Origin of the sequence: Thiomicrolovo immobilis (assembly GCF_039645955.1) — a bacterium.
GTDB classification, from domain to species: domain Bacteria; phylum Campylobacterota; class Campylobacteria; order Campylobacterales; family Sulfurimonadaceae; genus Thiomicrolovo; species Thiomicrolovo diazotrophicus.
This window is the reverse complement of the sequence record NZ_CP147916.1, coordinates 1,659,724-1,685,405: the sequence shown is the minus strand read 5'-3', so window position 1 is coordinate 1,685,405 and position 25,682 is coordinate 1,659,724. Positions and strand designations below refer to the sequence as shown.

24 protein-coding genes and 5 tRNA genes are annotated in these 25,682 nt (G+C 58.5%); 12 read left to right on the top strand and 17 right to left on the bottom strand.

Going from position 1 to position 25,682, the window contains the following annotated elements:
• Positions 1-18 precede the first annotated feature (18 nt).
• Positions 19-1,461: a DASS family sodium-coupled anion symporter gene (locus WCX72_RS08745; protein ID WP_345969424.1), complete on the top strand. Its 1,443-nt coding sequence runs from the start codon at positions 19-21 to the stop codon at positions 1,459-1,461.
• A gap of 865 nt (positions 1,462-2,326) precedes the next feature.
• Here WCX72_RS08745 and WCX72_RS08740 read toward each other — a convergent pair.
• The 15 genes from WCX72_RS08740 to WCX72_RS08670 form a co-directional block, all read right to left on the bottom strand.
• Positions 2,327-2,938, bottom strand: coding sequence for a fumarylacetoacetate hydrolase family protein (locus WCX72_RS08740; protein ID WP_345969423.1), 612 nt, complete (start codon positions 2,936-2,938; stop codon positions 2,327-2,329).
• On the bottom strand, positions 2,935-3,792 hold the full coding sequence (locus WCX72_RS08735) for a D-hexose-6-phosphate mutarotase (protein ID WP_345969422.1): 858 nt from the start codon (positions 3,790-3,792) through the stop codon (positions 2,935-2,937). The genes WCX72_RS08740 and WCX72_RS08735 overlap by 4 nt, the downstream gene beginning before the upstream one ends.
• Positions 3,785-5,059 (bottom strand): sugar MFS transporter, encoded by a 1,275-nt coding sequence (locus WCX72_RS08730; protein ID WP_345969421.1) that lies wholly within the window; start codon positions 5,057-5,059, stop codon positions 3,785-3,787. The genes WCX72_RS08735 and WCX72_RS08730 overlap by 8 nt, the downstream gene beginning before the upstream one ends.
• Positions 5,052-5,885 (bottom strand): HAD-IIB family hydrolase, encoded by an 834-nt coding sequence (locus WCX72_RS08725; protein ID WP_345969420.1) that lies wholly within the window; start codon positions 5,883-5,885, stop codon positions 5,052-5,054. The genes WCX72_RS08730 and WCX72_RS08725 overlap by 8 nt, the downstream gene beginning before the upstream one ends.
• Positions 5,886-5,922: 37 nt before the next feature.
• On the bottom strand, positions 5,923-6,252 hold the full coding sequence (locus WCX72_RS08720; RefSeq protein ID WP_345969419.1) for an iron-sulfur cluster assembly protein: 330 nt from the start codon (positions 6,250-6,252) through the stop codon (positions 5,923-5,925).
• A gap of 1 nt (position 6,253) precedes the next feature.
• Positions 6,254-6,670: a SufE family protein gene (locus WCX72_RS08715; RefSeq protein WP_345969418.1), complete on the bottom strand. Its 417-nt coding sequence runs from the start codon at positions 6,668-6,670 to the stop codon at positions 6,254-6,256.
• Positions 6,667-7,842, bottom strand: a complete 1,176-nt coding sequence (locus WCX72_RS08710) for a SufD family Fe-S cluster assembly protein (RefSeq protein WP_345969417.1) — start codon at positions 7,840-7,842, stop codon at positions 6,667-6,669. Before WCX72_RS08710 ends, WCX72_RS08715 begins: the two co-directional genes overlap by 4 nt.
• A complete protein-coding gene (gene sufC, locus WCX72_RS08705) occupies positions 7,839-8,585 on the bottom strand; it encodes a Fe-S cluster assembly ATPase SufC (RefSeq protein WP_345969416.1) in 747 nt (248 codons plus the stop codon). The genes WCX72_RS08710 and sufC overlap by 4 nt, the downstream gene beginning before the upstream one ends.
• Positions 8,582-10,015: a Fe-S cluster assembly protein SufB gene (gene sufB / locus WCX72_RS08700; RefSeq protein ID WP_345969415.1), complete on the bottom strand. Its 1,434-nt coding sequence runs from the start codon at positions 10,013-10,015 to the stop codon at positions 8,582-8,584. Before sufB ends, sufC begins: the two co-directional genes overlap by 4 nt.
• Before the next feature lie 634 nt (positions 10,016-10,649).
• A tRNA-Asp gene (locus WCX72_RS08695) sits at positions 10,650-10,726 on the bottom strand.
• Positions 10,727-10,797: 71 nt separating this feature from the next.
• Positions 10,798-10,873 (bottom strand) — tRNA-Glu (locus WCX72_RS08690).
• A gap of 207 nt (positions 10,874-11,080) precedes the next feature.
• A tRNA-Val gene (locus tag WCX72_RS08685) sits at positions 11,081-11,156 on the bottom strand.
• 10 nt (positions 11,157-11,166) lie between these two features.
• Positions 11,167-11,243, bottom strand: a tRNA-Asp gene (locus tag WCX72_RS08680).
• A gap of 83 nt (positions 11,244-11,326) precedes the next feature.
• Positions 11,327-11,402 (bottom strand) — tRNA-Lys (locus tag WCX72_RS08675).
• 60 nt (positions 11,403-11,462) lie between these two features.
• Entirely contained in the window at positions 11,463-12,557 is a 1,095-nt protein-coding gene (locus WCX72_RS08670; RefSeq protein ID WP_345969414.1) for a CinA family protein, read from the bottom strand.
• Between the two features lie 157 nt (positions 12,558-12,714).
• On the opposite strand from WCX72_RS08670, the gene ileS reads away from it, so the two are divergent.
• The 9 genes from ileS to WCX72_RS08625 all read left to right on the top strand — a co-directional run bounded on the left by ileS (position 12,715) and on the right by WCX72_RS08625 (position 22,416).
• Positions 12,715-15,477, top strand: coding sequence for an isoleucine--tRNA ligase (ileS, locus tag WCX72_RS08665; RefSeq protein ID WP_345971543.1), 2,763 nt, complete (start codon positions 12,715-12,717; stop codon positions 15,475-15,477).
• Entirely contained in the window at positions 15,470-15,595 is a 126-nt protein-coding gene (locus WCX72_RS08660; RefSeq protein ID WP_255707211.1) for a hypothetical protein, read from the top strand. Before ileS ends, WCX72_RS08660 begins: the two co-directional genes overlap by 8 nt.
• Positions 15,592-16,932 (top strand): Asp-tRNA(Asn)/Glu-tRNA(Gln) amidotransferase subunit GatA, encoded by a 1,341-nt coding sequence (gene gatA / locus WCX72_RS08655; protein ID WP_345969413.1) that lies wholly within the window; start codon positions 15,592-15,594, stop codon positions 16,930-16,932. The genes WCX72_RS08660 and gatA overlap by 4 nt, the downstream gene beginning before the upstream one ends.
• 11 nt (positions 16,933-16,943) lie before the next feature.
• Positions 16,944-18,389 (top strand): IMP dehydrogenase, encoded by a 1,446-nt coding sequence (guaB, locus tag WCX72_RS08650; RefSeq protein WP_345969412.1) that lies wholly within the window; start codon positions 16,944-16,946, stop codon positions 18,387-18,389.
• A gap of 122 nt (positions 18,390-18,511) precedes the next feature.
• Positions 18,512-19,783, top strand: a complete 1,272-nt coding sequence (locus WCX72_RS08645) for an O-acetylhomoserine aminocarboxypropyltransferase/cysteine synthase family protein (protein WP_345969411.1) — start codon at positions 18,512-18,514, stop codon at positions 19,781-19,783.
• Positions 19,780-20,895 (top strand): homoserine O-acetyltransferase, encoded by a 1,116-nt coding sequence (locus WCX72_RS08640; protein ID WP_345971541.1) that lies wholly within the window; start codon positions 19,780-19,782, stop codon positions 20,893-20,895. Before WCX72_RS08645 ends, WCX72_RS08640 begins: the two co-directional genes overlap by 4 nt.
• A 33-nt stretch (positions 20,896-20,928) precedes the next feature.
• Complete coding sequence (gene xseB / locus WCX72_RS08635) at positions 20,929-21,129, top strand: exodeoxyribonuclease VII small subunit (protein WP_231018540.1); 201 nt, start codon at positions 20,929-20,931, stop codon at positions 21,127-21,129.
• Positions 21,126-21,920: a carbon-nitrogen hydrolase family protein gene (locus WCX72_RS08630; protein ID WP_345969410.1), complete on the top strand. Its 795-nt coding sequence runs from the start codon at positions 21,126-21,128 to the stop codon at positions 21,918-21,920. The genes xseB and WCX72_RS08630 overlap by 4 nt, the downstream gene beginning before the upstream one ends.
• Positions 21,913-22,416: a protein disulfide oxidoreductase gene (locus WCX72_RS08625; protein ID WP_345969409.1), complete on the top strand. Its 504-nt coding sequence runs from the start codon at positions 21,913-21,915 to the stop codon at positions 22,414-22,416. Before WCX72_RS08630 ends, WCX72_RS08625 begins: the two co-directional genes overlap by 8 nt.
• 414 nt (positions 22,417-22,830) lie before the next feature.
• Here the strand turns inward: WCX72_RS08625 and WCX72_RS08620 are convergent, their stop codons facing one another.
• Positions 22,831-23,235, bottom strand: coding sequence for a secondary thiamine-phosphate synthase enzyme YjbQ (locus WCX72_RS08620; protein WP_345969408.1), 405 nt, complete (start codon positions 23,233-23,235; stop codon positions 22,831-22,833).
• A 7-nt stretch (positions 23,236-23,242) separates the two neighbouring features.
• Entirely contained in the window at positions 23,243-23,734 is a 492-nt protein-coding gene (locus WCX72_RS08615) for a hypothetical protein (protein ID WP_345969407.1), read from the bottom strand.
• Positions 23,735-23,889: 155 nt separating this feature from the next.
• On the opposite strand from WCX72_RS08615, the gene WCX72_RS08610 reads away from it, so the two are divergent.
• Together WCX72_RS08610 and WCX72_RS08605 are read left to right on the top strand one after the other, a co-directional pair.
• Entirely contained in the window at positions 23,890-24,558 is a 669-nt protein-coding gene (locus WCX72_RS08610; protein WP_345969406.1) for a ThiF family adenylyltransferase, read from the top strand.
• Positions 24,559-24,656: 98 nt separating this feature from the next.
• Positions 24,657-25,583, top strand: coding sequence for a ribose-phosphate pyrophosphokinase (locus WCX72_RS08605; protein ID WP_345969405.1), 927 nt, complete (start codon positions 24,657-24,659; stop codon positions 25,581-25,583).
• Positions 25,584-25,682 lie beyond the last annotated feature (99 nt).

The following is a 25,682-nucleotide window of genomic DNA, read 5'->3' as shown; positions in this document are numbered from 1 at the left end:
GATGAGGGGGAGTAGAAGATGATCGACACGCGGCAAGGCATCCGGAAGTTCGCCAACCTCGGGGGCGTCGAGAACCGGGCTGACCGCCTTATTCGCTTCGCCGTCTCGCTGATCGTGGCGCTTCTGGCGGCCTACCTCCCCGAGTACGAAGGGCTGGGAAGCGAAGGACGGGCGACCTTCTTCATTCTCATCTTCGCCGCCGGGCTCTGGCTGAGCGAGGCGATTCCCGCCTTTGCCGTCTCCTTCCTCATTATCGCGCTGGAGATCGTGCTGCTCGGCCTCGTTCCCGGCGGGGAGTGGGAAGCCTTCCTCTCGCCATGGGCCAGCCCCCTTGTTTTCCTCTTCCTGGCCGGCTTCATCATGGCCAGCGCGGCGTCGAAGACCCGCCTGGACATCTGGATCGCCAAACGGGTCCTTTTTCTGGTAGGCAACCGCCCCGAGCACATCATGAGCGGGATGGTCCTGGTGACCTTCACGATGTCGATGTTCATCTCAAATACCGCAACCGCCGCGCTGATCGTCTCGATCCTCTTTCCCATGCTCGCCACGATGCGGCCGGACAATCCCTATAGAAAGGGGCTGATGCTCGCCGTCACGATGGCCGCCAATATCGGGGGGATGGGGACCATCATCGGGACGCCGCCCAACGCCATCGCCGTGGGGCTGCTGGGAACCTCCGCCCCCAGCTTCGTGGGCTGGATGATGCTGGCCCTGCCGCCGGCGCTGCTGCTGGTTATTTCGTTGCGCTACCTTCTGCTGAAGCGCTACCCCTCCAACGAACCTTTGATCGATCTCGGTCCGCTGCACGGGGTCGACCACACGGACGACACCAGTATTGTGCATGCGACGGTGCCGAGTGTGCCCAGCTGGAAAAAGAGCGCCGTCGTCCTCACCTTTTCACTGACAATAATGCTCTGGCTGACGGGGCCGCTGCACCACATCCCGACGACGGTCGTCTCCTTCCTGCCCATCGTCATCTTCACAATGCTGGGCATCCTGGAAGCGGAGGATATCCGGGCGCTGCACTGGGACGTCATCATCCTCATCATTGGTGGCCTTTCCCTGGGGAGTGCCGTGAGCAGCAGCGGGTTGGATGACTGGATCGCGACGCTCTTTGCCGAACAGACGCTGCCGCTGCTCCTGCTCGTTCCGATCTTCGCCTACCTCGTCGTGCTGCTGTCGAACTTTATGAGCAATACGGCCGCGGCGAACATTCTGCTGCCGCTGGTGACGGCCGTCGCCGTCGTCATCGGCAACAGCAGTCCGATGCTCGCCGTCGTCACCGTCGCACTGAGCGCCTCGTTGGCGATGGCGCTGCCGGTCTCGACGCCGCCCAACGCCATCGTCTTCGCGTCGGGGGCACTGAAAAGCCGGGATTTCTGGCTGATGGGAATTGTTTCCGGGGTGATTGGGCCTCTGGTGATCCTAGGGTGGATATACCTAGTCTCAACGTTTTTTTAAAAAGTCTATTGCACTCGCGACAAAGGGATATAAATGCGGTTAAAAGAGAGGATCAAAGTAATCAAAAGTATCCCTGATATTTTCAAGTTGAAAATGGGAAAGAAAATAAAATTTGGCTCTAAATGCTATGCGGTCAATCATCTCATTGGCACCATCTTTTATATTTACTATTTGGGGCCTGTTTTTTTTGTCTTAATGTTCTTATATATATATTGTGGGAACTGGGCGGATTCACTTCTGCTGCAAACAATTGAAACTATTATGGTGTACTTGTTGTTTGAATATTTTTTGTCATTGTTGCTACCGATAGAGGAGGTCAATTGTCGGGAATGAAACCTTCGAACTAAAACAGCAAGTAGATGGATGTTTGCATGGCTGACAAGAGTGAATTGATAATAGAGCGCTCGTCCGGATCGCTTGTGATGTTGATGTGGAGCTCCTTGTTTTCCATACTTTAGTGATGTATATTAATGTGCCCAAGGAATAGAAAAGTTGATAGTGCTATGGAGTTGATATGAACAGTGAAACGATATCCTACAAGAGAAACTTCTTAAATCTATTAAGAATAGTCCTCATAACATGGGGAAGGAAGAACTCACTAGTTCATACAAATGGGGACAGAGTCTATAAACTAAATACCTACTTCTACTTTTTTGCACTGTTCTATCATTACTTTTTATATATTTTCTTGTTTTTTATTTTGGCGGGCTTCCTGCAAGAAATATATTATTCTTTCCTTTTTGCTACTTTCGGGTCTTTTTTTATTCTCTTTTTACTGGATGTTCTAATCGCATATATAGCACCATTACATGAAGTAGAAAATCTATAGCATGTAAGCGGTGTTATTGCCTACTAATGACGTTATTTAGCCCTGGACGATCCATGTCTGTTCGATGAGAAGGAGTTCATCCGAGTAGACCCGCCCGACGAAGGTTTGCCCGGCCTCATAGGTGCCGACCCCCTTGGGCGTTCCGCTCATGATGATGTCGCCGTCCTCGAGCGTCATAAACGATTTGATCTCTTCGAGCATGACGGAGGGTTTGTACATCATAAGACCGTAGCCGGCGTATTGCCGCAGTTTACCGTCGACGTGCAGGGTCATTCGCAGCGAATCCATCGGGGCGTTGAAGGGGACGAAGTCGCTCAGAACGGCCGAACCGTCGAACCCCTTCGCCCGTTCCCAGGGCAGACCTTTCTCTTTCAGACGGTTCTGGATAGAGGCTTTGGTAAGGTCGAGCCCGAAACCTATTCCCGCGATCTCTCCCTTTTCGATAAGAAAACAGATCTCCCCCTCGAAGCGGCAGGTCGGCTCGACGTAGCGGAGGGTGTCGGTGACGGCGGAGTTGGGTTTGTTGAAGACGACCATCTGCTCGGGGATCTCGTTGCCGAGCTCTTCGATGTGTTCGACATAGTTGCGGCCGATGCAGACGACTTTGGACGGCGAGACCTCGCGGCCGTCGAAAATGACCGCCCTCACTTGACGCTCTGGGTGATCGTGTGGGCTTCGCCCGGGGCGACGGTGACGGTGTTGGAGAGGGCGTTGGCCGTTTCGATGCAGACCATCGTGTTGTAGCCGTCGTCGGCAAAATCCTCCATGCGCGCCGCTTTGTCGATCCAGGGGTTCCAGACGACGGTGGAGCTGCTGCCGCTTTTGCCGACGATGACCGTGCGTCCCAGACGCTCGTCGAGAAGGATGACTGTGTCCTCAGTATCGAGGTAGACGCGGTCGGTCTCCCGGGTGATCCCGATGGGCGCGCCGGAGGATTTTTTGCTAAACCCGTCCAGGGCGTCGGCGTAGGTGACCCCCTCCAGCCCGACGATGCTGACGGCGGCGATATTGCCGAGGCTGAAGTAGGTGTGCAGCGCCTCGGTGATCTCGAAGGGCTCTTTTCCCAGGTTCTTTGTCGTGAGGGCGAGTTCAAGCTGCTCGCCTATGGTAATGCGCATCGTCAGTTCGAAGAGGTAGGGGAACCAGCGGCGCTCGTGCTGTTCGAGCATCGTGTCGTCGAGCTTCAGGGTGACGACGGTCGCGCTCTCCTCCGCCTCCTCGACGCTCTCCAACCGCCACAGGACGGCGCGGGCGAAACCGTGCTGGGGCCGGTCGGGGATGTCGGGGTCCGAGCCAAACCAGGGCCAGCAGACGGGGACGCCGCCGCGGATGGCCCGTCCCGGCTCGAAACGGGCCGTCGGGCTGAGCCAGAGCATTTCGGGCTGGCCGTGGCGGGCGTATTCGAAAAGGTGCGCCCCCTGCAGGGCTATCTTGGCCGTGGCTTCGGTGTTGATGATCTCGAGGATTTCCAGGCCGTTTTCCGATGTGACAAGCTTATGCATGGTTTCTCCTTATGCTGTGGCCGGTAAGGGCGTAGTAGAAGATAAAGGCGTAACAGACGAAGCCCAGGGCGTAGCCGTGGCGCAGGGTGCCGCCCATCTCCCCGATCTGGCCGAAGAGCAGCGGCAGCAGGGCGCCGCCGGCGATGCCCATGATGAGCAGGGCGCTCCCCTTGGCCGTGAGGGGACCCAGGTCCTTGAGTGCCAGGGGCCAGACGGCGGGCCAGACGAGGGCGTTGGCGAGCCCCAGCAGGGCGACGAAGGTGAGGCTGTCGGGCAGGGTGGCGATGCCGCTCCAGCCCCAGAGGATCGACGCGACCGCGTGGCTCTGCTCGCTGCTCCAGAGGATCCCGGCCGTAAAGACCAGACCGGCCAGGGCCGTGTAGCGCAGCGCCTTCTCCTGGGAGATGAACCTTGGGATCGTCGTCACGCCGATGAGGTAGCCCAGGACCATAAAGACCATCGTATAGGCGGTGAGCGCCGTCGCGTTTTCGATGCCGAGCGACTGGCCATAGAGGCCGATGGTGTCCCCCGCGATCACCTCGATGCCGACATAGAAAAAGAGAGTGACGGCCCCGAGCAGGAGGTGCGGATGGCGCCAGACGGAATCGCCCGGGGCGGCGGGGACGGCTTCGAAGGGGAGTTTCGGCAGGGGCGCAAGACGGACGAAGACCGCCAGCAGCGCGAGGGCCGAGGCCATCGACAGGTAGGGGCTGACAAGTTTCTGCGCCAGGGCCGCTTTCACTTCCGGTGTCGCGTCGGCCGAGACGGGGGCGGTGAGGTCGGCGAAGATGAGGACGGTAAAGAGCAGCGGGGCGAGGACGCCGGCGCCCTTGTTGATGAGGCCCATGATGCTGATGCGCGCCGCGGCGCTCTCGTGGGGGCCGATATGAACGATGTAGGGGTTCGATGCCGTCTGCAGCAGGGTGAGGCCCGCTCCCAGGGTAAAGAGACCGCCAAGGAAGAGGCGGTAGTCCGCACTCTGGGCCGCGGGGATGAAGAGGAGGGCCCCGGCGGCCATGATGCCGAGCCCCAGGGCCATCCCCTGCTTGTAGCCGGTGTAGCGCAGCACGATTGCCATCGGCAGGGCCATCACCGTATAGGCGATGTAGAAGGCGAAGGTGACAAGGAGCGCTTCAAAGGCGGTGAGGTCGCAGATGATTTTGAGAAAGGGGATGAGCGAGCCGTTGAGCCAGGTGACGAACCCGAAGATGAAAAAGAGCAGGCCGAGGATGCTCATGGGCAGGAGGGTGGAGGTTTTGTCAGGCATGGGCGGCCTCCTGCAGGTAGCGTGCGACGGCATCTTCGTCGTTGGTGTGGGGCAGCACGATGTCCGCGGCGGCTTTCACCTCATCCAGGGCGTTCTGCACAGCGCAGGCGGTCCCGGCGAGTTCGAACATTCCCAGGTCGTTGAGGCTGTCGCCGAAGACGGTGAAGTCGGCGGTATCGTGCTCCATGTATTCGGCGACTTTTGCCATGGCGTGGGCCTTGTCGCCGAGGGGGTGCAGGATGGTGAGGTAGTAGCCCCCCGTATACTTCTCCGGGGAGAGCTTGAACTCCAGCGCATCGCCGAAGAGCGCCCTGAAATGCTCCGTGAGCGGCCGCAGGCGCGCCTCTTCAGCCATGTAGACGATCTTGAGGGTCTCGTCCATCGCTTCCATGCGGCCCAGCCGCTCCAGGCGGGGGTCGCTTTTGTAGTTCTCCAGCACCTGCCGCTGCATCGGCGTGACCTTTTCGGGGTAGCGGAACGCTTCGTTGAGGTCGCGGTCGGTGAGGCCGATGACGAAGGGCTCTATGTTGTCAAAGCGGCGTCCCGTCTCGATCAGTTCGTCCCCGATCTCTTTGCCGACCGTTTTGATGTCAATGAGGGTCTTGTCCGGCAGGACGACCATGGAGCCGTCGAGCAGGATCATCGGCGCTTCGAGATGCAGGGCGCTGAGGAAATCGTGCGACTTGGAAAAACTGCGTGCCGTGGCGACGGTCAGGGGCGTGTGGCGGGCAATTCGGTTCCAGACGTCGCGGGAGAAGGGGCTGACGCTCTGGTCGGAGCGTAGAAAGGTGTGGTCAAGATCGGTCAGAAAAACGGGACTATTCATAAGGCATAGTGTAGCACTTGTGCGCTTGGAAACGGACTTACAGCATCCCCAGCTGCAGCCGCGCCTCCTCGCTCATCTTCTCCATCGTCCAGGGAGGATCGAAGACGAGGTTGGCTTCGACGACGAGGTCGGGCACGTCGTCGATGAGGTAGCCGATGTTGCGGACCTGGTCGATGAGGCTTTCGGAGACGGGGCAGGTGGCGGAGGTGAGGGTCATCGTCACGACGCACTTGGTCGCCCCGCCGCTCTCCTTGGCGCAGTCGATGCCGTAGATGAGCCCCAGGTCGTAGATGTTGACGGGGATCTCCGGGTCGTAGATGCCGCGCAGCTTTTCCGTGATCTTCTCTTTGAGGACGTCGAACTTCATCTCACTCACCTTTGCAGGTTTTGGCGTACCCGTAAATGACGTTGAGGAAGGCCTCGAGTCCCTGCTGGCGGACGGGGCTGAGCAGCTCCATAACACCCATCTCTTTCAGTTTGTTCGGATCGAAGGCGAGGATCTCGTCGGGGGTCCTATTGTGGAAGATGCCCAGCAGCATCACGAGCATCCCCTTGGCGATGATGGAGTCCCCTTCGGCCTCGAGGAGGATCTTTCCCTTGTCATAGGCTTTGTGCAGCCATGCCAGGGAGGAGCACCCTTTGATGATGTTCTCCTCGGTCTTGTACTGAGGATCGAGCTTGCCTGCCTCCTTGCCGAAATCGAGGATGTACTCCATCTTCGCGTCTTTGTCGGGGAGGAGGGCAAGGTCCTCTTTGTAGAGCTGAACCTGTTCATCCATCGTCATGGTGTCTCCTTTGCGGCGTCCGGTGCCGAAAAATAGGCCGATTGGAAATCGGCGCGGATGTGTTCGGCGTAGGCGCTGTCGCCGACACTGCCGATGAGGGCGTCGGCGAAGGCGAGGACGAGCATGCTGCGCGCCTCCTCCTCCGCGATCCCCCGCGAACGCAGGTAGAAAAGGGCGTCTTCATCGAGCTGGCCTATCGTCGCCCCGTGGGAGGCTTCGAGTTCGTCGGTATAGATCTCCAGCTGCGGCTTGGCGTACATATAGGCCTGCGGGGAGAGCAGCACGGCTTTGGTGTTTTGCCGCGCATCGGCGTAGCGCGCCTTGGCGTCGACGCGGATAAGGCCGTCAAAGATCCCGGTGGCCGCGCCGCGCAGGACGCTGCGCGCCTCTTGGACGCAGGTGGCGTGGGGCGCGTGATGGTTGATATGCACGACGTTGCCCCGGCGCGCCGTGCCCGACGCCATCAGCAGGTGGCCGGCGTCGCAGCGGGTGTGGGCCTCCAGGTCGATCTTGTAGAGGTGGAGGGCCTGGGCGCTGCCGAAGTCGAAGGTCTTCAGCTCCAGTCGGCCGTTTGCGCCGACATGGAAGCGGTGGGTGCCGATAAGTGCCGTCTCCTCCGCCGTGCCGCTCTCGTCCCGGATCCACCGCAGGGCGGCACCGTCGCCGATCTCGGCGTCGATACCGTAGAGCACGAGGCTCTCCGCGCTTCCTTCCCCCTCGAAGGTCTCAAAGATCTCCGCATGTTTCTCCGGCGCGACGGTGACAGAGAGGCGGTAGGGCAGCAGGGTCCGGGTGTCGCTGACGATGTGCCGGAACTCAAAACTTGCATCTGCGGCGATCTCGAGCGCGATGGCGACGGGCGCCAACAGGTGCGAGAGAAAGTAGAGCGCGTCGTAGTGGCCCGGATCGGCCGTGAAAGGGGAGGGGTAGGAGACGGAGCAGCCCGCGGGGATCTCGGTGACGGTCCCGTTTTCGATGACGAGGCGTTTGCCGGTTTTGGGCGTGTGCGCCGCGGCCCTCTTGAGCCTGTAGTCGCGCGCGAGCAGGGGTTTGATCGCGAAATGGCGGTACTGCTCCGTTTTGTTGCCGGGAAGCCCGAGCGCCGTCAACCGTTCGAACAGCGGCCCCTGGGCCTGTTCCCGGACAAGATCAAGGGTCAGCGCACCCATCATGCATCCTCCGCGATCGCCCCGTAGCCCTCGGCCTCGAGGCGTTTGACGAGTTCCGGGCCGCCTGTTTTGACGATTTTGCCGTCCCGGAGGACGTGGATGTAATCAGGGTCGATGTAGTCGAGGATACGGCTGTAGTGGGTGATGACGAGGAAGGTACGCTCCCCGTTTTTCATCCGGTTGATCCCTTCCGAGACGGCCTTCAGGGCGTCGATGTCGAGGCCGGAGTCGATCTCGTCGAGGAAAATGACGTCGGGCTGCAGGATCTCCATCTGCAGGATCTCGTTGCGTTTTTTCTCCCCGCCGGAGAAGCCTTCGTTGAGGTTGCGCGAGATCATGTCCGGTTTCATCCCCAGCTGCTCGACGTGGCTGCGCATCAGGCGCAAAAACTGCGCCGCGTTCGTTTCGGGTCTTCCTTCATGGCGCTCTTTGGCGTTAAGGGCGGTTCGCAGGAAATAGGCGTTGTTGACGCCGGGAACCTCGACGGGGTTCTGGAAACTGAGGAAGATCCCTGCCAGGGCCCGCTCCTCCGGTTCCAGTTCAAGGACATTCTGCCCGTTGTAAATGACTTCCCCCTCCGTGACGTCGACGTCGTAATGGCCGACGACGGCTTTGGAGAGGGTCGATTTTCCCGCGCCGTTGGGGCCCATGATGGCATGTACCTTCCCCTTTTCCAGGGTCAGGCTGAGACCTTTTAGAATGGTGTTGCCGCCTATTGCGGCATGCAGGTTCTTTATTTCCATCATCCGACACTTCCTTCCAGGGTGAGATTGAGCAGCTCTTTGGCTTCGACGGCGAACTCCATGGGGAGCTGGGCGAAGACCTCTTTGCAGAAACCGTGGACGATCATGGAGACGGCGTCCTCTTCGCCGATGCCCCGCGAGCGCAGGTAGAAGAGCTGCTCGTCGCTGATCTTGCTCGTCGTCGCCTCGTGTTCGATCTGCGCGGAGGCCTCCTGCGATTCGAGGTAGGGGAAGGTGTGCGCCCCGCACTCCCCGCCGATGAGGAGGCTGTCGCACTGGCTGAAGTTGCGCGCCCCCTGCGCGGCGGGACCGATTTTCACCAGGCCGCGGTAGCTGTTCTGGCCGTGCATGGCGGAGATCCCCTTGGAGACGATGGTTGAGCGGGTGTTTTTCCCGATATGGATCATCTTCGTGCCCGTGTCCGCCTGCTGGGCCCGGCTCGTGACGGCGACGGAGTAGAACTCGCCGACGCTGTTGTCGCCCTTGAGGATGCAGCTGGGGTATTTCCAGGTGATCGAGGAGCCCGTCTCCACCTGGGTCCAGGAGATCTTGGCATTTTCTCCTTCACAGATGCCGCGCTTGGTGACAAAGTTATAGATCCCCCCTTCACCCTCGCTGTCGCCGGGGTACCAGTTCTGGATGGTGGAGTACTTTATTTCCGCGTCTTTTTTCGCGATCAGCTCGACGACGGCGGCGTGGAGCTGGTTCTCGTCGCGCTGCGGGGCCGAACACCCCTCGTTGTAGGAGACGTAGCTGCCTTCGTCGGCGATGATGAGTGTGCGTTCGAACTGGCCGGTGTTCTGGGCATTGATGCGGAAATAGGTGGAGAGCTCCATCGGGCAGCGGACCCCCTTGGGAACGTAGACGAAGGTACCGTCGGTGAAGACGGCGGCGTTGAGGGCGGCATAGTAGTTGTCCGTCATCGGGACGACGGAGAACATATACTCCTGCACGAGTTCGGCGTGGTCGCGCATCGCCTCGGAGATGGAGCAGAAGATGATCCCGAGCTCCTGGAGCGTGTCGGCGTAGGTCGTCTTGACCGAGACGGAGTCGAAGACCGCGTCGACGGCGATGCCCTGGAGCATCTTCTGCTCGTCCAGGGGGATGCCGAGTTTGTCATAGGCTTCCAGGATCTTCGGGTCGACCTCGTCGAGGCTGTTGGGGGCTTTTTTCGGGGCGGCAAAGTAGGAGATGGCCTGGTAGTCGATGGAGGTGTAGTGCAGGTGTGCCCAGTGGGGCTCCTCCATCCCTTCCCATTTGTGCAGGGCCTTGATGCGCAGTTCGGTCATCCACGCGGGCTCCTGCTTCTTGGCGGAGATGAAGCGGATAATGTCTTCGTTCAGCCCCGGGGGGACGGTGTCTTCTTCGATATCGACGGTAAAGCCGAGTTCGTAATCTTTGGCAAGAATTTTGTCTACTTCAGTCTGTGCCATGGCGGCTCCTTTTAAGGGCATCACCAAAGTCCCTGTGTGGAGCTCAGAGAGCATTTGAAGCATGAGATTTTTTTTGTTTTCATTGAAGGCCTAGCCAAAAGCTAAGTCAAGATGAAAACGGAAGAAAGATCGTGCTTCAAACGCTCTCCCGCAGGGCATAACAGTGAAAAGCCATACTCAGCGTTGCCACTTTTCGACTTAGCTAAGGCTAGGTCTTCAAAGCGTCGCCTTGATTATGACTTTCTCTGCTATGCTGAGACCGCACAGGGATTTTGGTGATGCCCTCGTGTCTATCCAGCCACTATAGAGCAAATAAGACAAAATTGGTCTTAAAAAATAAAACAGGCAGAGATGCTATGGTGAAATAAAGTCAGTGTGTTCTGATAGGGTTGGAAATAGGTTGATAAAAGGTGATTTGATTGTAAAAGCATGGCGCGGTGGACGTGAGAAGCGTCACAAAACGTGAACTGCTTCACGTTTTTAGCTTTGAAACCGGCGTGTTGTCGAACGGCGTGAGACCACGAAGGTGGTGTCATAAATAAAGAGCGGAGCGATACCTTGATAGCGAAGCGGGTGAGAGTGTATTAGAACGGTTGGAAATGGGTGGATAAAACGTGTTTTGATTGTAAAAGCATGGCGCGGTGGACGGGACTCGAACCCGCGACCCCCTGCGTGACAGGCAGGTATTCTAACCAGCTGAACTACCACCGCACATGAAGTAGAGCGAAAGTATACTTCGCTAACTTTAAAAATAGCTTTTTGGGCATCTAAAAGCACCCGTATGGCGACCCTTGAAGGATTTGAACCTCCGTCTCTACCATGAAGTGGCAGCGTCCTTGGCCCCTAGACGAAAGGGTCATCGTGCAAAAGCAGGGGAGGATTATACTGCGAAGTTACCTATTCTGTTATTAATTTATCGAAAGTCGGGTTTTTTCCTTTTTTTGTCGTCTGAAGGAAAAAAGATGGAATCGGAACCGATCAAAATGCCAGGAGAGAAACGTCCACGCTAAAGGAAGATCGCTTTAAAAAATGAATTGATGAAAATCGTTTGAACGTTCGGGAAAATGGTGGGCACTACTGGACTCGAACCAGTGGCATCTACCTTGTAAGGGTAGCGCTCTACCAACTGAGCTAAGCGCCCGAAAAAAAAGTGGCGCGGTGGACGGGACTCGAACCCGCGACCCCCTGCGTGACAGGCAGGTATTCTAACCAGCTGAACTACCACCGCATCCGTAATAAGTAGGGCGAAATTTTACCGCTTAATCTTTAAAAAAAGATTAATTTTGGATCAATTTCATTTTGCAAAATAGATGGTGTCCCGTGTTGGATTCGAACCAACGGCCACATCATTAAAAGTGACGTGCTCTACCAGCTGAGCTAACGAGACATGCTCACAAATGCAAGGCCGAAATTATAGGGAAATATGCCCGATATTGTCAAGAAAAACTCAATAAATTTTGAAAAAAGTTTTTTTATCCAGGAGCATCAGCATTTTGACCGCATGGAGGACCGTCTGTTCCTGTATATAGTTGCGGTCGCCGCTGAGCTGCAGATGCGCCGTAGTAACGGCCTCGTTGCTGCGGACGGCGACCTGGACCGTGCCGACGGGTTTTTGCGGCGTGCCCCCCGTCGGTCCGGCGACGCCGCTGACGGCAACAGCGTAATCGGCGCCGGATACTTCAAGCGCACCGGCACTCATCGCTTCGACGACCTCGCGGCTGACGGCGCCGTGGGCTTCAAGGGTCGCGTTTTCCACCGCGATCCACTCGGATTTGAGACGGTTCGAGTAGGTGATGAGCCCCCCTTCGAATACCCCGGAGGCGCCGCTCTCCTTGGTCAGGTAGTAACTGAGGAGGCCGCCGGTGCAGCTCTCGGCGAAGGTGACCGTCTTGCCCGCATCCTGCAGGACTTCAATGAGCCAGAGGGCGATGTTTTCCGAGGCGACGGCACTCGGGAAGCGGGTCAGAAGATGCTGGACCGCACCGTCGACGTCCCCGAAGCGTTCCGTTTCCAGCCGGCACTGCAGCCAGCCGGGGATGGGGGCGGTGAGGGCGTAATCGACGCGGTAGCTCTCCGCGATCTGTTTCAGGAGGGGCGTTAACGCCTTCTCGTCACTGTCGAAAAGATGAACGACGGCGCTCTCGGAGGGGGCGGCCGTCAACTCGGGGGCGGGGAGTTCGCTGCCGTTTTCGACCTGCATCACGTGCAGATGCAGGGTGCCGTCACTGAGATGGTAGTAGGCGGGAGCCATGCTGCTGGAGCGGGAAGGAACAAGGCACTCATCGCGTATGATGAGGGTGTCACCGGTCAGCGTGGCGATCTCCCTGGCGACGAGGGGGGCCATGGAAGGGTCGCAGAGGATAAAACAGGTCTCTGCTTTCTCCGTGCCGCCGGCGCGTTCCGGAAAAAAGCGCTGGGGTTCCCTGAACAGAAAGCGCTTTTCCGGGGTGATCCCGAAACGGGCGAAATGGCGGTCGATATAGCGGCACACCGGCTGGTTTTCGATCAGGCCGTCGCCGATAAGAAAAAGGGAGTACTTCATACCGTGAGTATAGCGCAAAACGCTCCGTTACCGGCGAAACGAAGATTGCGCCCCGTTCGGCCCCTGCGCAGGAATAAACAGCTTTTTTTAATGGGTTTGAAGCTATAATGCACCAATTTTTTAGATTGAGAATATTCGCCCTTCTTGAAGGAAAATGATGGATTACAAAGCGACACTGCTCCTGCCCACGACAGACTTTGCCATGCGCGGCAACCTCGTCCAAAACGAACCCCTGCGCTATGCCAAATGGTTCGAATCGGGTGTGTACGAGACGATGAAACAAAAACGCGAGGGGGCCCCGTCTTTCACCCTGCATGACGGCCCGCCTTATGCCAACGGCCATACGCACATCGGCCATGCGCTCAACAAGATCCTCAAAGACATCATTGTCAAACAGCACTACTTCAACGGCAGCAGCGTCCGCTTTACCCCGGGCTGGGACTGTCACGGTCTGCCGATCGAACAGCAGGTCGAGAAGAAACTCGGCGGCAAGCAGAAAAAAGAGGCGCTCTCCACGGCCGAAGTGCGCAAACTCTGCCGCGAACACGCCGAGAGCTTTGTCGGCATCCAGCGCGACGAGTTCAAGCAGCTCGGCGTCATCGCGGACTGGAACAATCCCTACCTGACGATGGACTACAAGTTCGAAGCGAACATCTACCGCACCCTCTGCGACGTGGCAAAGAAGGGGCTGCTGGTCGAGCGCAGCAAACCGGTCTACTGGAGCTGGGCGGAACGCACGGCGCTGGCCGAGGCGGAAGTGGAGTACGAGGACAAAGAGGACTACTCCATCTTCGTCGCCTTCGAGCTGAGCGAGGAGTCCAAGGTGCGCCTGGGCATCGAGGGCAACGCCGCGCCGGTCATCTGGACGACGACCCCGTGGACCCTGCCGGCCAATACGGGGATCTCCCTGAACCCGGACGAGAAGTATGTCCGCAGCGCCGACGGCTACATCGTCGCCCAGAAGCTCTACGACGCGCTCAAAGAGCAGGAGATCGTCAAAGGCGAGGTCGTCCAGACCTTCGACGCAAAGCAGTTCGAGAACCTGCACGCGGTGAACCCGCTCAACGGCCGCCGTTCGCAGATCGTGCTCGGCGAGCACGTTTTGATGGACAACGGTACGGGCTGTGTCCACACGGCGCCGGGACACGGGGAGGACGACTACCGCGTCGGCCTCAAGTACAACCTCGACGTCATCATGCCGGTCGACGAGACGGGCTGCTATGACCAGAGTGTCGTGCGCGAACGCCTCATCCCGGATGCGGAAAGCTTCGTCGGCATGCACATTTTCAAAGCCAACGAGCCGATCATCGAGCTGCTGGGGGCGAGCCTGCTCAAGGTCAGCAAGTTCAACCACTCCTACCCGCACTGCTGGCGTTCGCATACGCCGCTGATCTTCCGTGCGACGAAACAGTGGTTCATCGCCGTCGACGAGAAACCCGAAGGGCAGAGCAAGACCCTGCGCGAAATCGCCCAGGAAGAGGTCGAAGCGACGACGTTCTACCCGGAGTGGGGCCGCAACCGCATCAAGGCGATGGTCGAGAACCGCCCGGACTGGTGTATCTCCCGCCAGCGCGACTGGGGGGTGCCGATCGCCTTCTTCCGCGTCAAAGCGACCGGCGAGGTGGTCCTGGACGAGAAGGTCCTCAACTTTACCGCGATGGTCTTCGAGATGCACGGGACCGACGCCTGGTACAGCATGCCGATCGAACAGCTGCTCTACCCGGGCTGTGCACACACGGCCGACGAGCTGGAGAAGGTTGACGATATCCTTGACGTCTGGTTCGACAGCGGCTCGACGTGGAACGCGGTGCTCAAATCCCGCAACTACGACGCGGGCAGCTACCCGGCAGATGTCTACCTCGAAGGGAGCGACCAGCACCGCGGCTGGTTCCAGAGTTCGCTCTTCCTCAGCGCCGCCGTCGAACACCGCGCGCCGTACAAAGCGCTGATCACGCACGGCTTTACGATGGACGGCAAGGGCGAGAAGATGTCCAAGTCCAAGGGCAACGTCGTTGCCCCGGACAAGGTGCTCAAGCAGTACGGTTCGGAGATCCTTCGCCTCTGGGTGGCGCTGGCCGATTACCAGAACGACCAGAAGATCTCCGACGATATCCTCAAACAGACGGCGGAACAGTACCGCAAGCTGCGCAATACGTTCCGTTTCCTTCTGGCGAACATCAACGACCTGGAAACGATCGTCACGTTCGGCGAGATGGGGGTACTGGACCAGTGGATCGTCTCCAAGGCATCCCATGTCTTCGACAATGTCCACGGGCAGTTCAAACGCTACAACTTCGTCGGCGGGATGAGCACACTGAACAACTTCATCGTCAACGAGCTCAGCGGGATCTACCTCGATATTACGAAAGACCGCCTCTACTGCGATGCGAAGAACGATCCGCACCGTCGCGCCAGCCAGAGCGCAATGGCCATGATCACCCGCTCGATGCTGCTGCTCGTCGCGCCGATTCTCACCTATACGGCAGACGAGATCGTCGAGACGGCTCCGGCGGTGATCAAGGGCGATGCCGCGAGCATCTTCGATCTTGAATACGCGTCGATCGACGTGCCGACGAGCACCTTCAACGAATGTGCGCTGGTGAAAGTCAGAGAGGGGATGTACGAGATCGTCGATGCCCTCAAAAAAGAGAAGAAGATCAAGAGCACGTTGGAACTGGCCCTGCATACGGACGCGGCGATCGTCAAGGCGCTGCCGCAGATCGAAGCGGAGGACTGGTTCGTCGTCTCCGGCGTATTGCCGCTGGAAACGGCGGGCGAGATGCTGGGCGAATTCGAGGTGGACGGCGAGCGCTACGTGATCGCGGCGGCATCGCTGCAGAAGTGTCCGCGCTGCTGGAAATTCCACGCCCACGAAGAGGACACCCTCTGTGCCCGCTGCGCGGAGGTGACCGGTGCCTGATCTGGCAGCCCCCGTACCGATGGGCTTCATCGCGGAGACGGTCCTGGTGATCTTCGCCGTGGTCGCAATCGGTATCCTGGCCGTACGCCGGGCAAAAAAAGCAAAGGATGAACATTGATGACGCTTAAGGAAGCTTTGACACTCTCGCCGGAAGCGCTGGAGAGCCTCCGCGCCGAACTCAAATCGAAGATCGAAGGCGACAGCGAACTGGGTGCCTATGTGGGTATGGAGAGCGCCGGCAGCGGCGTTCCCATTGCGATCAAGGATAACATCCAGGTCAAGACGTGGAGCGTGACGTCGGGCTCGAAGATCCTGCAGGGCTACGTCGCGCCGTATAACGCGACCGTTGTCGAAAAACTGCTCTCGGCGGGTCTCGCGCCGTTCGGACGGACGAATATGGACGAGTTCGCCATGGGCTCCACGACCGAGAGCAGCTTTTACGGCAAGACGCTTAACCCCCGCAACCGCGGCTGCGTCCCCGGCGGCAGCTCCGGCGGTTCCGCGGCGGCGGTCGCGGCGGGTCTTGCCGTGGCGGCACTGGGTTCCGACACCGGCGGCTCCATCCGCCAGCCGGCAGCGTTCTGCGGCATCGTCGGGATGAAACCGACCTACGGCCGTGTCAGCCGCTACGGTCTCGGGGCCTATGCGAGCTCGCTGGACCAGATCGGCCCGATGACGCAGAACGTCGAAGACGCGGCGATCCTCTACGATATCATCAGCGGCTACGATCCGAAAGACTCATCCAGCGCGGACGTCGCCTATGAGAGCGTCGCGGACAAGCTCGACCCGTCGCGCAAGCTGACCATCGCGATCCTCCCTTCCTACCTGGAGGGGGCATCCGACGCGGTCAAGCAGGGGTACAACAAAGCGGTCGAGGCGCTGAAAGCCGCGGGCCATACCGTCGTCGAGAAGTCGATGATGGATGCCAAGTACGACATCTCCGCCTACTACATCACCGCGACGGCGGAAGCCTCGACGAACCTTGCCCGCTACGACGGCATCCGCTACGGCAGCCGGGAAGAGGGCGAGAACCTCTCCGACCTCTTCATCAAGAGCCGCTCCGAAGGGTTCGGCGAAGAGGTGAAGCGCCGTATCCTGCTGGGGAACTTCGTGCTCTCCAGCGGCTATTACGACGCCTATTACGTCAAGGCGCAGAAGGTGCGCCACCTGATCAAGGAGGAGTACGAGAAACTCTTCGAAGAGGTCGACCTGATCCTCAGCCCCGTCGCGCCGGACACTGCGTACGAGTTCGGAGCTCTCTCCGACCCGCTGCAGATGTACCTGAGCGACATCTACACGATTTCAGTCAACCTTGCCGGTCTGCCGGCGATCTCGCTCCCCGTCGACATGGCGGAGAACGGTATGCCGGTCGGGCTGCAGCTTATTGCCAAAGCCTTTGATGAACAAACACTTTTCGACGGTGCGCTCAGCCTTGAGCAGGCCGTAAACCTTTAAGAAGGAGTCCCATGAAAATCCGTAAACGTGCATTGACGTTCGAAGACGTCCTGTTGGTCCCGCGTTATTCCGAAGTACTGCCCAGAGAGGTCAGCCTTGAGACAAAACTGACCAAGAACATCACGATGAACATCCCGATGGTCTCCGCGGCGATGGATACCGTGACCGAGTACCGCGCGGCGATCGCCATGGCACGCCTGGGCGGCATCGGTATCATTCACAAGAACATGGATATCGAAAACCAGGTCAAACAGGTCAAAAAGGTCAAAAAGAGCGAGTCTGGGATCATCATCGACCCGATCTACGTCTACCCGGACGCGACCCTGGCCGATGCCGAGGCGCTGATGCAGGAGTACCGCATCTCCGGCGTCCCTGTCGTCGACCTCTACAACAAACTGCTGGGGATCCTGACCAACCGCGATATGCGCTTTGAAAAGGATCTGAGCAAGCGCGCCGACGCCGTTATGACGAAGATGCCTCTGATCGTTGCGAACAAGGATATCTCCCTTGACGAAGCGGAGCAGATCATGCACAAGAATAAGATCGAGAAGCTGCCGATCATCGACGACGAAGGGCACCTCCAGGGATTGATCACAATCAAGGATATCAAGAAGCGTATCGAGTACCCCTCCGCGCTCAAAGACGGATTCGGTCGTCTGCGCGTCGGTGCGGCGATCGGCGTCGGACAGCTTGACCGTGCGCAGGCACTCGTCGACGCGGGTGTCGACGTGCTCGTCCTCGACTCCGCCCACGGCCACTCCAAGGGGATCATCGACACCGTCAAGGCGATCAAGGCGCAGATGAATATCGATATTATCGCCGGGAACGTCGCGACGGCCGAGGCGGTCGAAGCGCTGGCGGAAGCGGGTGCGGATGCCGTCAAAGTCGGTATCGGACCGGGATCGATCTGTACGACGCGTATCGTTGCCGGTGTCGGTGTGCCGCAGATCTCCGCGATCGACGAGTGTGCCGAAGCGGGCCGCCGCGTCGGCGTGCCAATCGTCGCCGACGGCGGGATCAAGTACTCCGGTGACATCGCCAAGGCACTCGCCGTCGGTGCGAGCTGCATCATGGCGGGCTCCCTGCTGGCGGGGACCAAGGAGTCTCCGGGCGACCTGATCAACTACCAGGGGCGCCAGTACAAGTCCTACCGCGGTATGGGCTCCATCGGGGCGATGACCAAGGGGAGTACGGACCGTTACTTCCAGGAAGGTACGGCGGCGGACAAGCTCGTACCGGAAGGGATCGAGGGGCGCGTACCGTACCGCGGACCGATCGCGGGCATCGTTCACCAGATGATGGGCGGCCTTCGCTCCTCCATGGGCTACTGCGGTTCCGAGAGCATCGAAGCTTTCTGGCAGAACGCGGAGTTCGTCGAGATTACGAGCGCGGGGCTCAAAGAGTCCCACGTCCATGACGTCCAGATTACGGCGGAAGCACCGAATTATCATATCTGATCGGTATACTAACGGATAGCGTAAGCGTATTGCTTCACGCCGCTGCGCTACGACAGACCGCCGTTATCGGCGGAAAAAGCGGAGGGGCCCCGCTCCCCGCGTTGTAAAGAGGGGAAGTACACATGCATTTTCAGACCAAAGCGCTCCATGAAGGCTATACGAAGGATATGCAGGGAACGATGGCGGTGCCCATCTACCAGACGACGGCATATGAGTTCCGCGACGCGGAGCATGCGGCGAACCTGTTCGCGCTCAAAGAGCTCGGCAATATCTATACCCGCCTGAACAACCCGACGACGGACGTTTTCGAGAAGCGTTTCGCCAGCCTCGAAGGGGGTGCGGCGGCACTGGCGACCTCGAGCGGCATGTCCGCCATCTTCTACGCCCTGGCCAATGCGGCGGAGGCGGGCGACAATATCGTCTGCGCCGCGCAGCTTTACGGCGGCTCCCTCACCCTGACGGCCCATACCATGAAACGTTTCGGCATCGAAGCGCGTTTTTTCGATGTGCACAACCCCGCCGAAGCGGAGAAGCTCATCGACGAGAAGACGAAAGCGCTCTTTTTCGAGACGCTGACGAATCCGAGCATCGACGTTCCCAATATCAGCGAGCTCGCATCGCTGGCGGACAAGTACGGCATCCTCAGCATCGTCGACAACACCGTCGCGACCCCGGCGCTCTGCCGGCCGATCGAGCACGGCATCGACGTGGTTGTGCACAGTGCCAGCAAGTATACGACGGGACAGGGACTCGCCATCGGCGGGATCATGGTCGAACGCAGCAACCTCGTCGACAAACTCCGGGGCAACGCGCGCTATCCGCAGTTCAATGAACCCGACGCCAGCTACCACGGCCTGGTCTACGTCGACGTACCGCTGCCGCCTTATACCCTGCGCGGACGGCTCAGTCTTCTGCGCGACATTGGCGCGGTCGGATCGCCGTTCAACTCCTGGCTCTTTATCCAGGGGCTCGAGACGTTGCAAATAAGGATGAAAGAGCATTCGCACAACGCCCTGATGCTCGCAAAGTTCCTGGAGACGCACCCGAAGGTCAAGCGTGTCAACTACCCGGGACTCTCTTCCAACAAGAATTACGCGAATGCGAGCCGCTATTTTGACGGCGGTATGAGCAGCGGCCTCCTCAGTTTCGAAGTCGCCGACCTGGAAACGGCCAAGCAGGTCGTTGACGCAACGCAGCTCTATTCGCTCGTTGTCAACATCGGCGACTCCAAGTCCATCATCACCCACCCGGCCTCGACGACGCACCAGCAGCTCAGTGCCGAGGAGATGGACGCCTGCGGCGTTCCGGCGGGACTGATCCGCATCAGTGCGGGTCTTGAAAACGCGGAGGATCTTATCGCCGACATCAAACAGGCACTCGAGGCGGCATCATAGACCCTTTAAACCTTCAGACCCATACCGAGCATATTACCAATCCGCTCTATCTGGAGAGCGGGCGTATCCTCGAACCGTATGATATTGTCTATGAAACCTACGGGCACCTCAGCGAGACGAAGGACAACGTCGTTGTCGTCACGCACGCCCTGACGGGGTCACACCATGCCGCAGGCCTTTATGAAGGGGATAACAAACCAGGATGGTGGGACGGCCTGATCGGGCCGGGCAAGGCGATCGACACGGACCGTTTCTTCGTCATCTGTTCCAACGTCATCGGCAGCTGTTTCGGTTCGACCGGCCCGATGTCGCCGATGCTTCCGAGCGATGAGCCCTATCGCTACAAGTTCCCCGTCATCACGGTCAAAGATATGGTCAAGGCACAGCGTATCCTCTTTGACAAGCTGGGGATCCACCGTGTCCATGCCATCGTCGGCGGTTCTATGGGCGGCATGCAGGCGTTGCAGTTTGCGGTGCACTACCCCAACTTCGCCGACCGTATCGTTGCCATGGCCTGTACCCATGCGACCCAGCCCTGGACGATCGCCTTTAACAAGATCGCCCAGGAGGCGATCCTGAAAGATCCCGATTTCAAAAGCGGCTATTACGACCCCGCGGATATCAAAGAAAACGGCCTGACGGGAATGGCGGTCGGCCGGATGGCGGGACACATCAGTTTCCTCTCGCCCCACAGCATGGAGCGGAAATTCGGGCGCGAATACAAACGTACCGACGGCCTTTACGAGCTCTTCGGGAAGTTCCAGGTGGAGTCTTATCTCGAGTACAACGGCTACAACTTCACCAAGTGGTTCGATCCGCTGAGCTACCTCTATATTACGAAGGCGATCAACATCTACGACCTCTCCCGGGGGTTCGATACCCTCGAAGAGGCGCTTTTGCGCATCAGAAGCCGCCTCTACCTGGTCAGTTTCGAGAACGACATGCTCTTCATTCCCGAAGAGATGCGGGTGATGGCGGACATTCTGGCGAAGGAGAAGACGACGCCGGTCGATTATCTGGAAGTCAAGAGCGATTACGGGCATGACGCCTTCCTGGTCGAACTGGAGAAATTCAAAGAGTACGTGCGCGAGGCGCTGGAACACGGTATCTAGCGTACCCATGCTGCACGCAGCGAAGGAGTGAGAGTGGAAGCGAACGATTTTGAAGGGCGCCTGGAAGAGGCGAAACAGATCCTCGAGAAGCTGATGAACCCCGAGATGACCCTCGAGGAGAGCGTCAAGGCCTACGAGTCGGGGACCAAGGCGCTCAAAGAGGCGCAGCGGATCCTCGAAGAGGCGCGCAAAAAGATCGAACAGATCCGCAGCGGGGAGGAGACGGAGTCGTGACACTGGGCGTGCTGCAGCTTCCCTCGGTCGGCATGAGCACGACGAAGCTGTACCACTACGTCCGGATCGCCCACAAGCGCGGTGTCCGCGTTTTGCTGATGGGCGAGTACCTCCTGAACTCCTTTTTCAAAGAGCTGCAGCAGACCCCCGTGTCGATGCTGCGCGAACTCTGTGATCACCAGCTGGGCATTCTGCGCGACCTCGCCGCCACCTACGACATGACCTTCGTCGCCCCCCTGGTAACGGTCAAAGGGGGCACCCCCTTTAAGAGCATCGTCAAAGTCTCTCCCCGTTCGACAGCCTACTACCAGCAGCAGGTGCTGATCGACTATCCCCACTGGAACGAGGCCGCCTTCTTTGGCAACCCGGTCGAAACGCTGCATGAACCGCTCACTTTCCGCGTCGACAACGTCCGCTTTGGTATCCTCGGCGGTTACGAGCTGCACTTCGACGCGCTGTGGCAGAGCATCTGGGAGAAGCGGATCGACTGCATCCTGCTGCCGACGGCCTCGACTTTCGAGTCGCAGCAGCGGTGGCGTGAGCTGATCAAGATGCGCGCTTTTACGCACAACTGCTTCGTGCTGCGGGCGAACCGTATTGGTGACGTGAAAGACGACGGGCACCTCTGGCGCTTTTACGGCGACTCGCTCCTGGCCAACCCCGACGGGGAGATCGAAAGCACGCTGGGGGACACGGAGGAGCTGATGGTCGTCGAGATCGACCATGCGCAGGTGATGGAGTCGCGCCGGGGATGGAAGTTCAAAGAGGCGGTGGAGAAGCGGCGTGAGTAGATGGAGGCGGTGGCTCAAAGAGTTCATTGTTCTTGCACTGCTGACGGCAGTCGGTGCCACCGTCATCGGCTACCTGCGCGCCCCCTCATTCGAGGGTGCCGCCCTGCCGAAGGTGGAGGTCTCCAAACTCTACGGGCTGGCGTATGACAGCAGTGTCAAACCGGACAAACCCTACATCCTGCACTTCTGGGCGACTTGGTGCCCCGTCTGCCATGCGGAAGCGGGCAACATCGACGCCCTCGCCAAGGACGAAAAGGTCATTACCGTCGCCGTCAAATCGGGAGGGCTGGAGAAGATCGGCGAGTACATGAAAGCAAACGGCCTCTCCTTCCCCGTTATAAACGACCAGAACGGCGCCATCGCGGAAGCCTTCAAGATCGGCGTCTTCCCGACAACGATCATCGTCGGAAAGGACGGTAAGGTCTTCTGGGCAGAGAGCGGGTATACGACGACGTGGGGGTTGAAGTTCCGGCTCTGGCTGGCCGAGATTTTCTAAATAGACGATAGCGGGCAGCTCTTCAATCTACAATTTTGACAACACTCTTCTGCCACTTTTTTAGAAAAAGTAGCGCAAAAAGCGGCCTTTCGCGAATCGCTCATCCCTCCCGGCTTTGTGCCTCCGGGATGGCTTATAAGGATCGCGCTCAAGGCCAAAGGGTCTATTTTATTGATGCGCTTCGACGCGTCGAAGCTCTGTTCCGAATATTAGCTTCGGTAGGCCGAAGCGCATATAATCAATAGGCAATCTGTTGTTAAGCGTGCTTTGAAAGCCGCCCTGAAGGCATAAAGCCGAGAAGGGCGTGCGATTCGCGCAACGACGATTTTCTTTTGGTTCTTTTCTTATGAAAAAGAAAAGAATAAAGAGATAGATGGTTCCTATGACAAGTACAGGAGCGAGAAATGTCCAGTCTCAGTAGACCGTCACGACGATCTTCCGGCTGCCGCCGTGGTCGCGGTGTTCGCCGAGGTAGATCCCCTGCCAGGTGCCGAGGTTCAGGCGGCCATTGGTGACGGGGATGGTCAGTGACGTACCGAGCATGACGCTTTTAATGTGTGCGGGCATGTCGTCGTCGCCTTCGTAGGTGTGGAGATAGTAGGGCTTGGCGTCGGCGACGTCGCTGAAGAAGCGCTCCATATCTTTGCGGACAGTGGGATCTGCATTCTCGTTGATCGTGATCGAAGCGCTGGTGTGTTTGAGGAAGAGGTGGGCAAGCCCAGTTGTGACGCCGGATGTCGCGACGGCATTGTCAACGGCGTCGGTGATGAGGTGGAATCCCCGGGGGTAGGGGGGCAGGGTGACGACGGTCTGAAACACCTGGAGCCTATTCCGCCGCGAGCCTGTTCATCATGAAGAGGTAGAGCTCTTTGTTCGGGACATCTTTGTCGATGGCTTCACGATAAAGGGAGGTTACCTCGACGTGGTGTTTTTCGTAGGCGAAATGGGGGAAGTGGTTCTGCCACGCCTCTTTGATGCGCTGGGTGGCCATCCGGTCGACGAGCCACTCCTTGAACATCATGTAGGTGCCGAAGAACATCCCCGTAAAGAGGATGGCGAGGATGATGAGCAGGTGGCAGTCGATCTTTTCGAGCTCTTTGTGAAAGAGGAGGCTCAGCGGCAGGAGGATGATGTTCCAGAGAATAAGAAAGACGAGGATCGTGCGGCCGATCCGCAGTTTCAGCCCCGGGATCTTTCCTTCGAGTTTGAGGCCGTCGTCGTGGTTCTTGTTGATCTCGAGCAGTTCGCGCAGCAGCAGCGGCTGGTCGTTGCTGCGGGTCACAAAGGGGATGATGGTCTTGTCGATAAAGGCGAGCACGCTTCCTCCTGCGGTTTTGTGGGCTTATTATAGCGGTTTTTACACATTTTGGCCGTTCGGATTGCCTAAAATGGGAGGGTCCGGGTGAATTTATCAAAAAGTTATTAAACTTTTTAATGTTACAGTGCGATTAGCCATTTGAGGAGGTGCGGATCATGATGCAGTATTTCCATCGTCAGATCAAACTCTGGGGTGAAGAGGTCCAGCAGTCGCTGCAGGAGAAGCGGATCGCCATCATCGGGAGCGGGGGACTGGGAAGCTCCCTTGCCTTCGCCCTGGGGGCAACGGGAATAGGGGAGATACACATTGTGGATTTCGATGAGGTGAGCGTCCACAACATTCACCGCCAGATTGCTTTCAAGACGGGGGACGAGGGCAAGAACAAGGCCGTCGTCAATGCAGGAATCGTCGAGGCGCGCTGCCCCTTTACGAAGGCGTACGCCCACGAGTGCGACTTCAACGCCTTTGCCAAGAAAGGGATCGAAGTCGACCTGATCCTCGACGCGACGGATAACCTGCCGACGCGGGGGCAGATCAACGAATACGCCAAGATCCACAACACGCCCTGGGTCTACGGATCGGTGGAGGCTTTTCACGGACAGGTCTGTTTTTTTGACCGTTCCTCCTTTAACGACGTGTTCAAGATCACCCTGAAAGAACCGGCGGGGATCGCCGCGCCGATTGTCATGCATATCGCCTCGCTGCAGGCGAACCTCGCCCTGCGCTACCTGGCGGGGCAGCCGGTCAAAAAAGACTTTCTCTACTACCTCTTTTTCAACGACGAGGGCGAACTCGTGACACAGAAATTCGGTCTGCCGGTATAACGGCGGCTGTTTTACTCCCTGCTAAGCCGCGCACGCTATAATTTCATACTCAATTTGCCGTATGAAACGGCAACGATAATTACCTTTGGAGAATTGCGATGCGCGGTTACAAGATTTTTGCGGGAAGTGCCAGCGAAGAGTTTGCGAAAGAGGTCTGCAGCTACCTCGACGTTCCCCTGGCGAAAGCGGACATTAAACGTTTCAGTGACGGGGAGATCTCCGTCCAGGTAGCGGAGAGCGTCCGCGGACGTGATGTCTTCATCATCCAGTCAACGGGAGCCCCGTCCAACGACAACCTGATGGAACTGCTCATTATGACCGACGCTCTGCGCCGCTCCTCCGCAAGCTCCATCACCGCCGTCATCCCCTATTTCGGCTATGCGCGCCAGGACCGTAAAGCGGCGCCGCGCGTTCCGATCAGCGCGAAGCTCGTCGCCAATCTCTACCAGACGGCGGGTATTGACCGCCTTGTCACCATCGACCTGCACGCCGGTCAGATCCAGGGCTTCTTCGACATCCCCGTCGACAACCTCTACGGTTCCATCATCTTCCAGCAGCATATCGAGAGCAAGAAGCTTCCCAACCCGATCATCGCGAGCCCGGATATCGGCGGCGTTGCCCGTGCCCGTTACTTCGCGGAGAAACTGGGGCTCGAGATGGTCATCGTCGACAAGCGCCGCGAAAAAGCGAACGTGGCCGAGGTCATGAACATCATCGGCGATGTCGAAGGCAAAGACGTTATCATGATCGATGACATGGTTGACACGGCCGGGACGATGGTCAAGGCGGCGGCAGCACTCAAAGCCAAGGGCGCAACTTCCGTCATGGCGTGTGCGACGCACGCGGTCTTGAGCGGCAAAGCCTATGAAAATATCGACAAGGGCGAACTGGACGAACTGATCGTCACCAACTCCCTCGATTCCAAACCGCACCCGAAGATCAAGGTGCTGACAGTCGCGCCGCTCTTCGGCGAGGTCATCCGTCGCGTTTACCACAACGAGAGCGTCAACTCGCTTTTTGCATAACGTAGCAGGCGTAAAACCCCTGATACGACGCTAACGCTGAGGTCGCTTCGGCAGCGGGCCCCGCGCAGCTAAACCGCACTGACAATTTTGCAGTGCAAT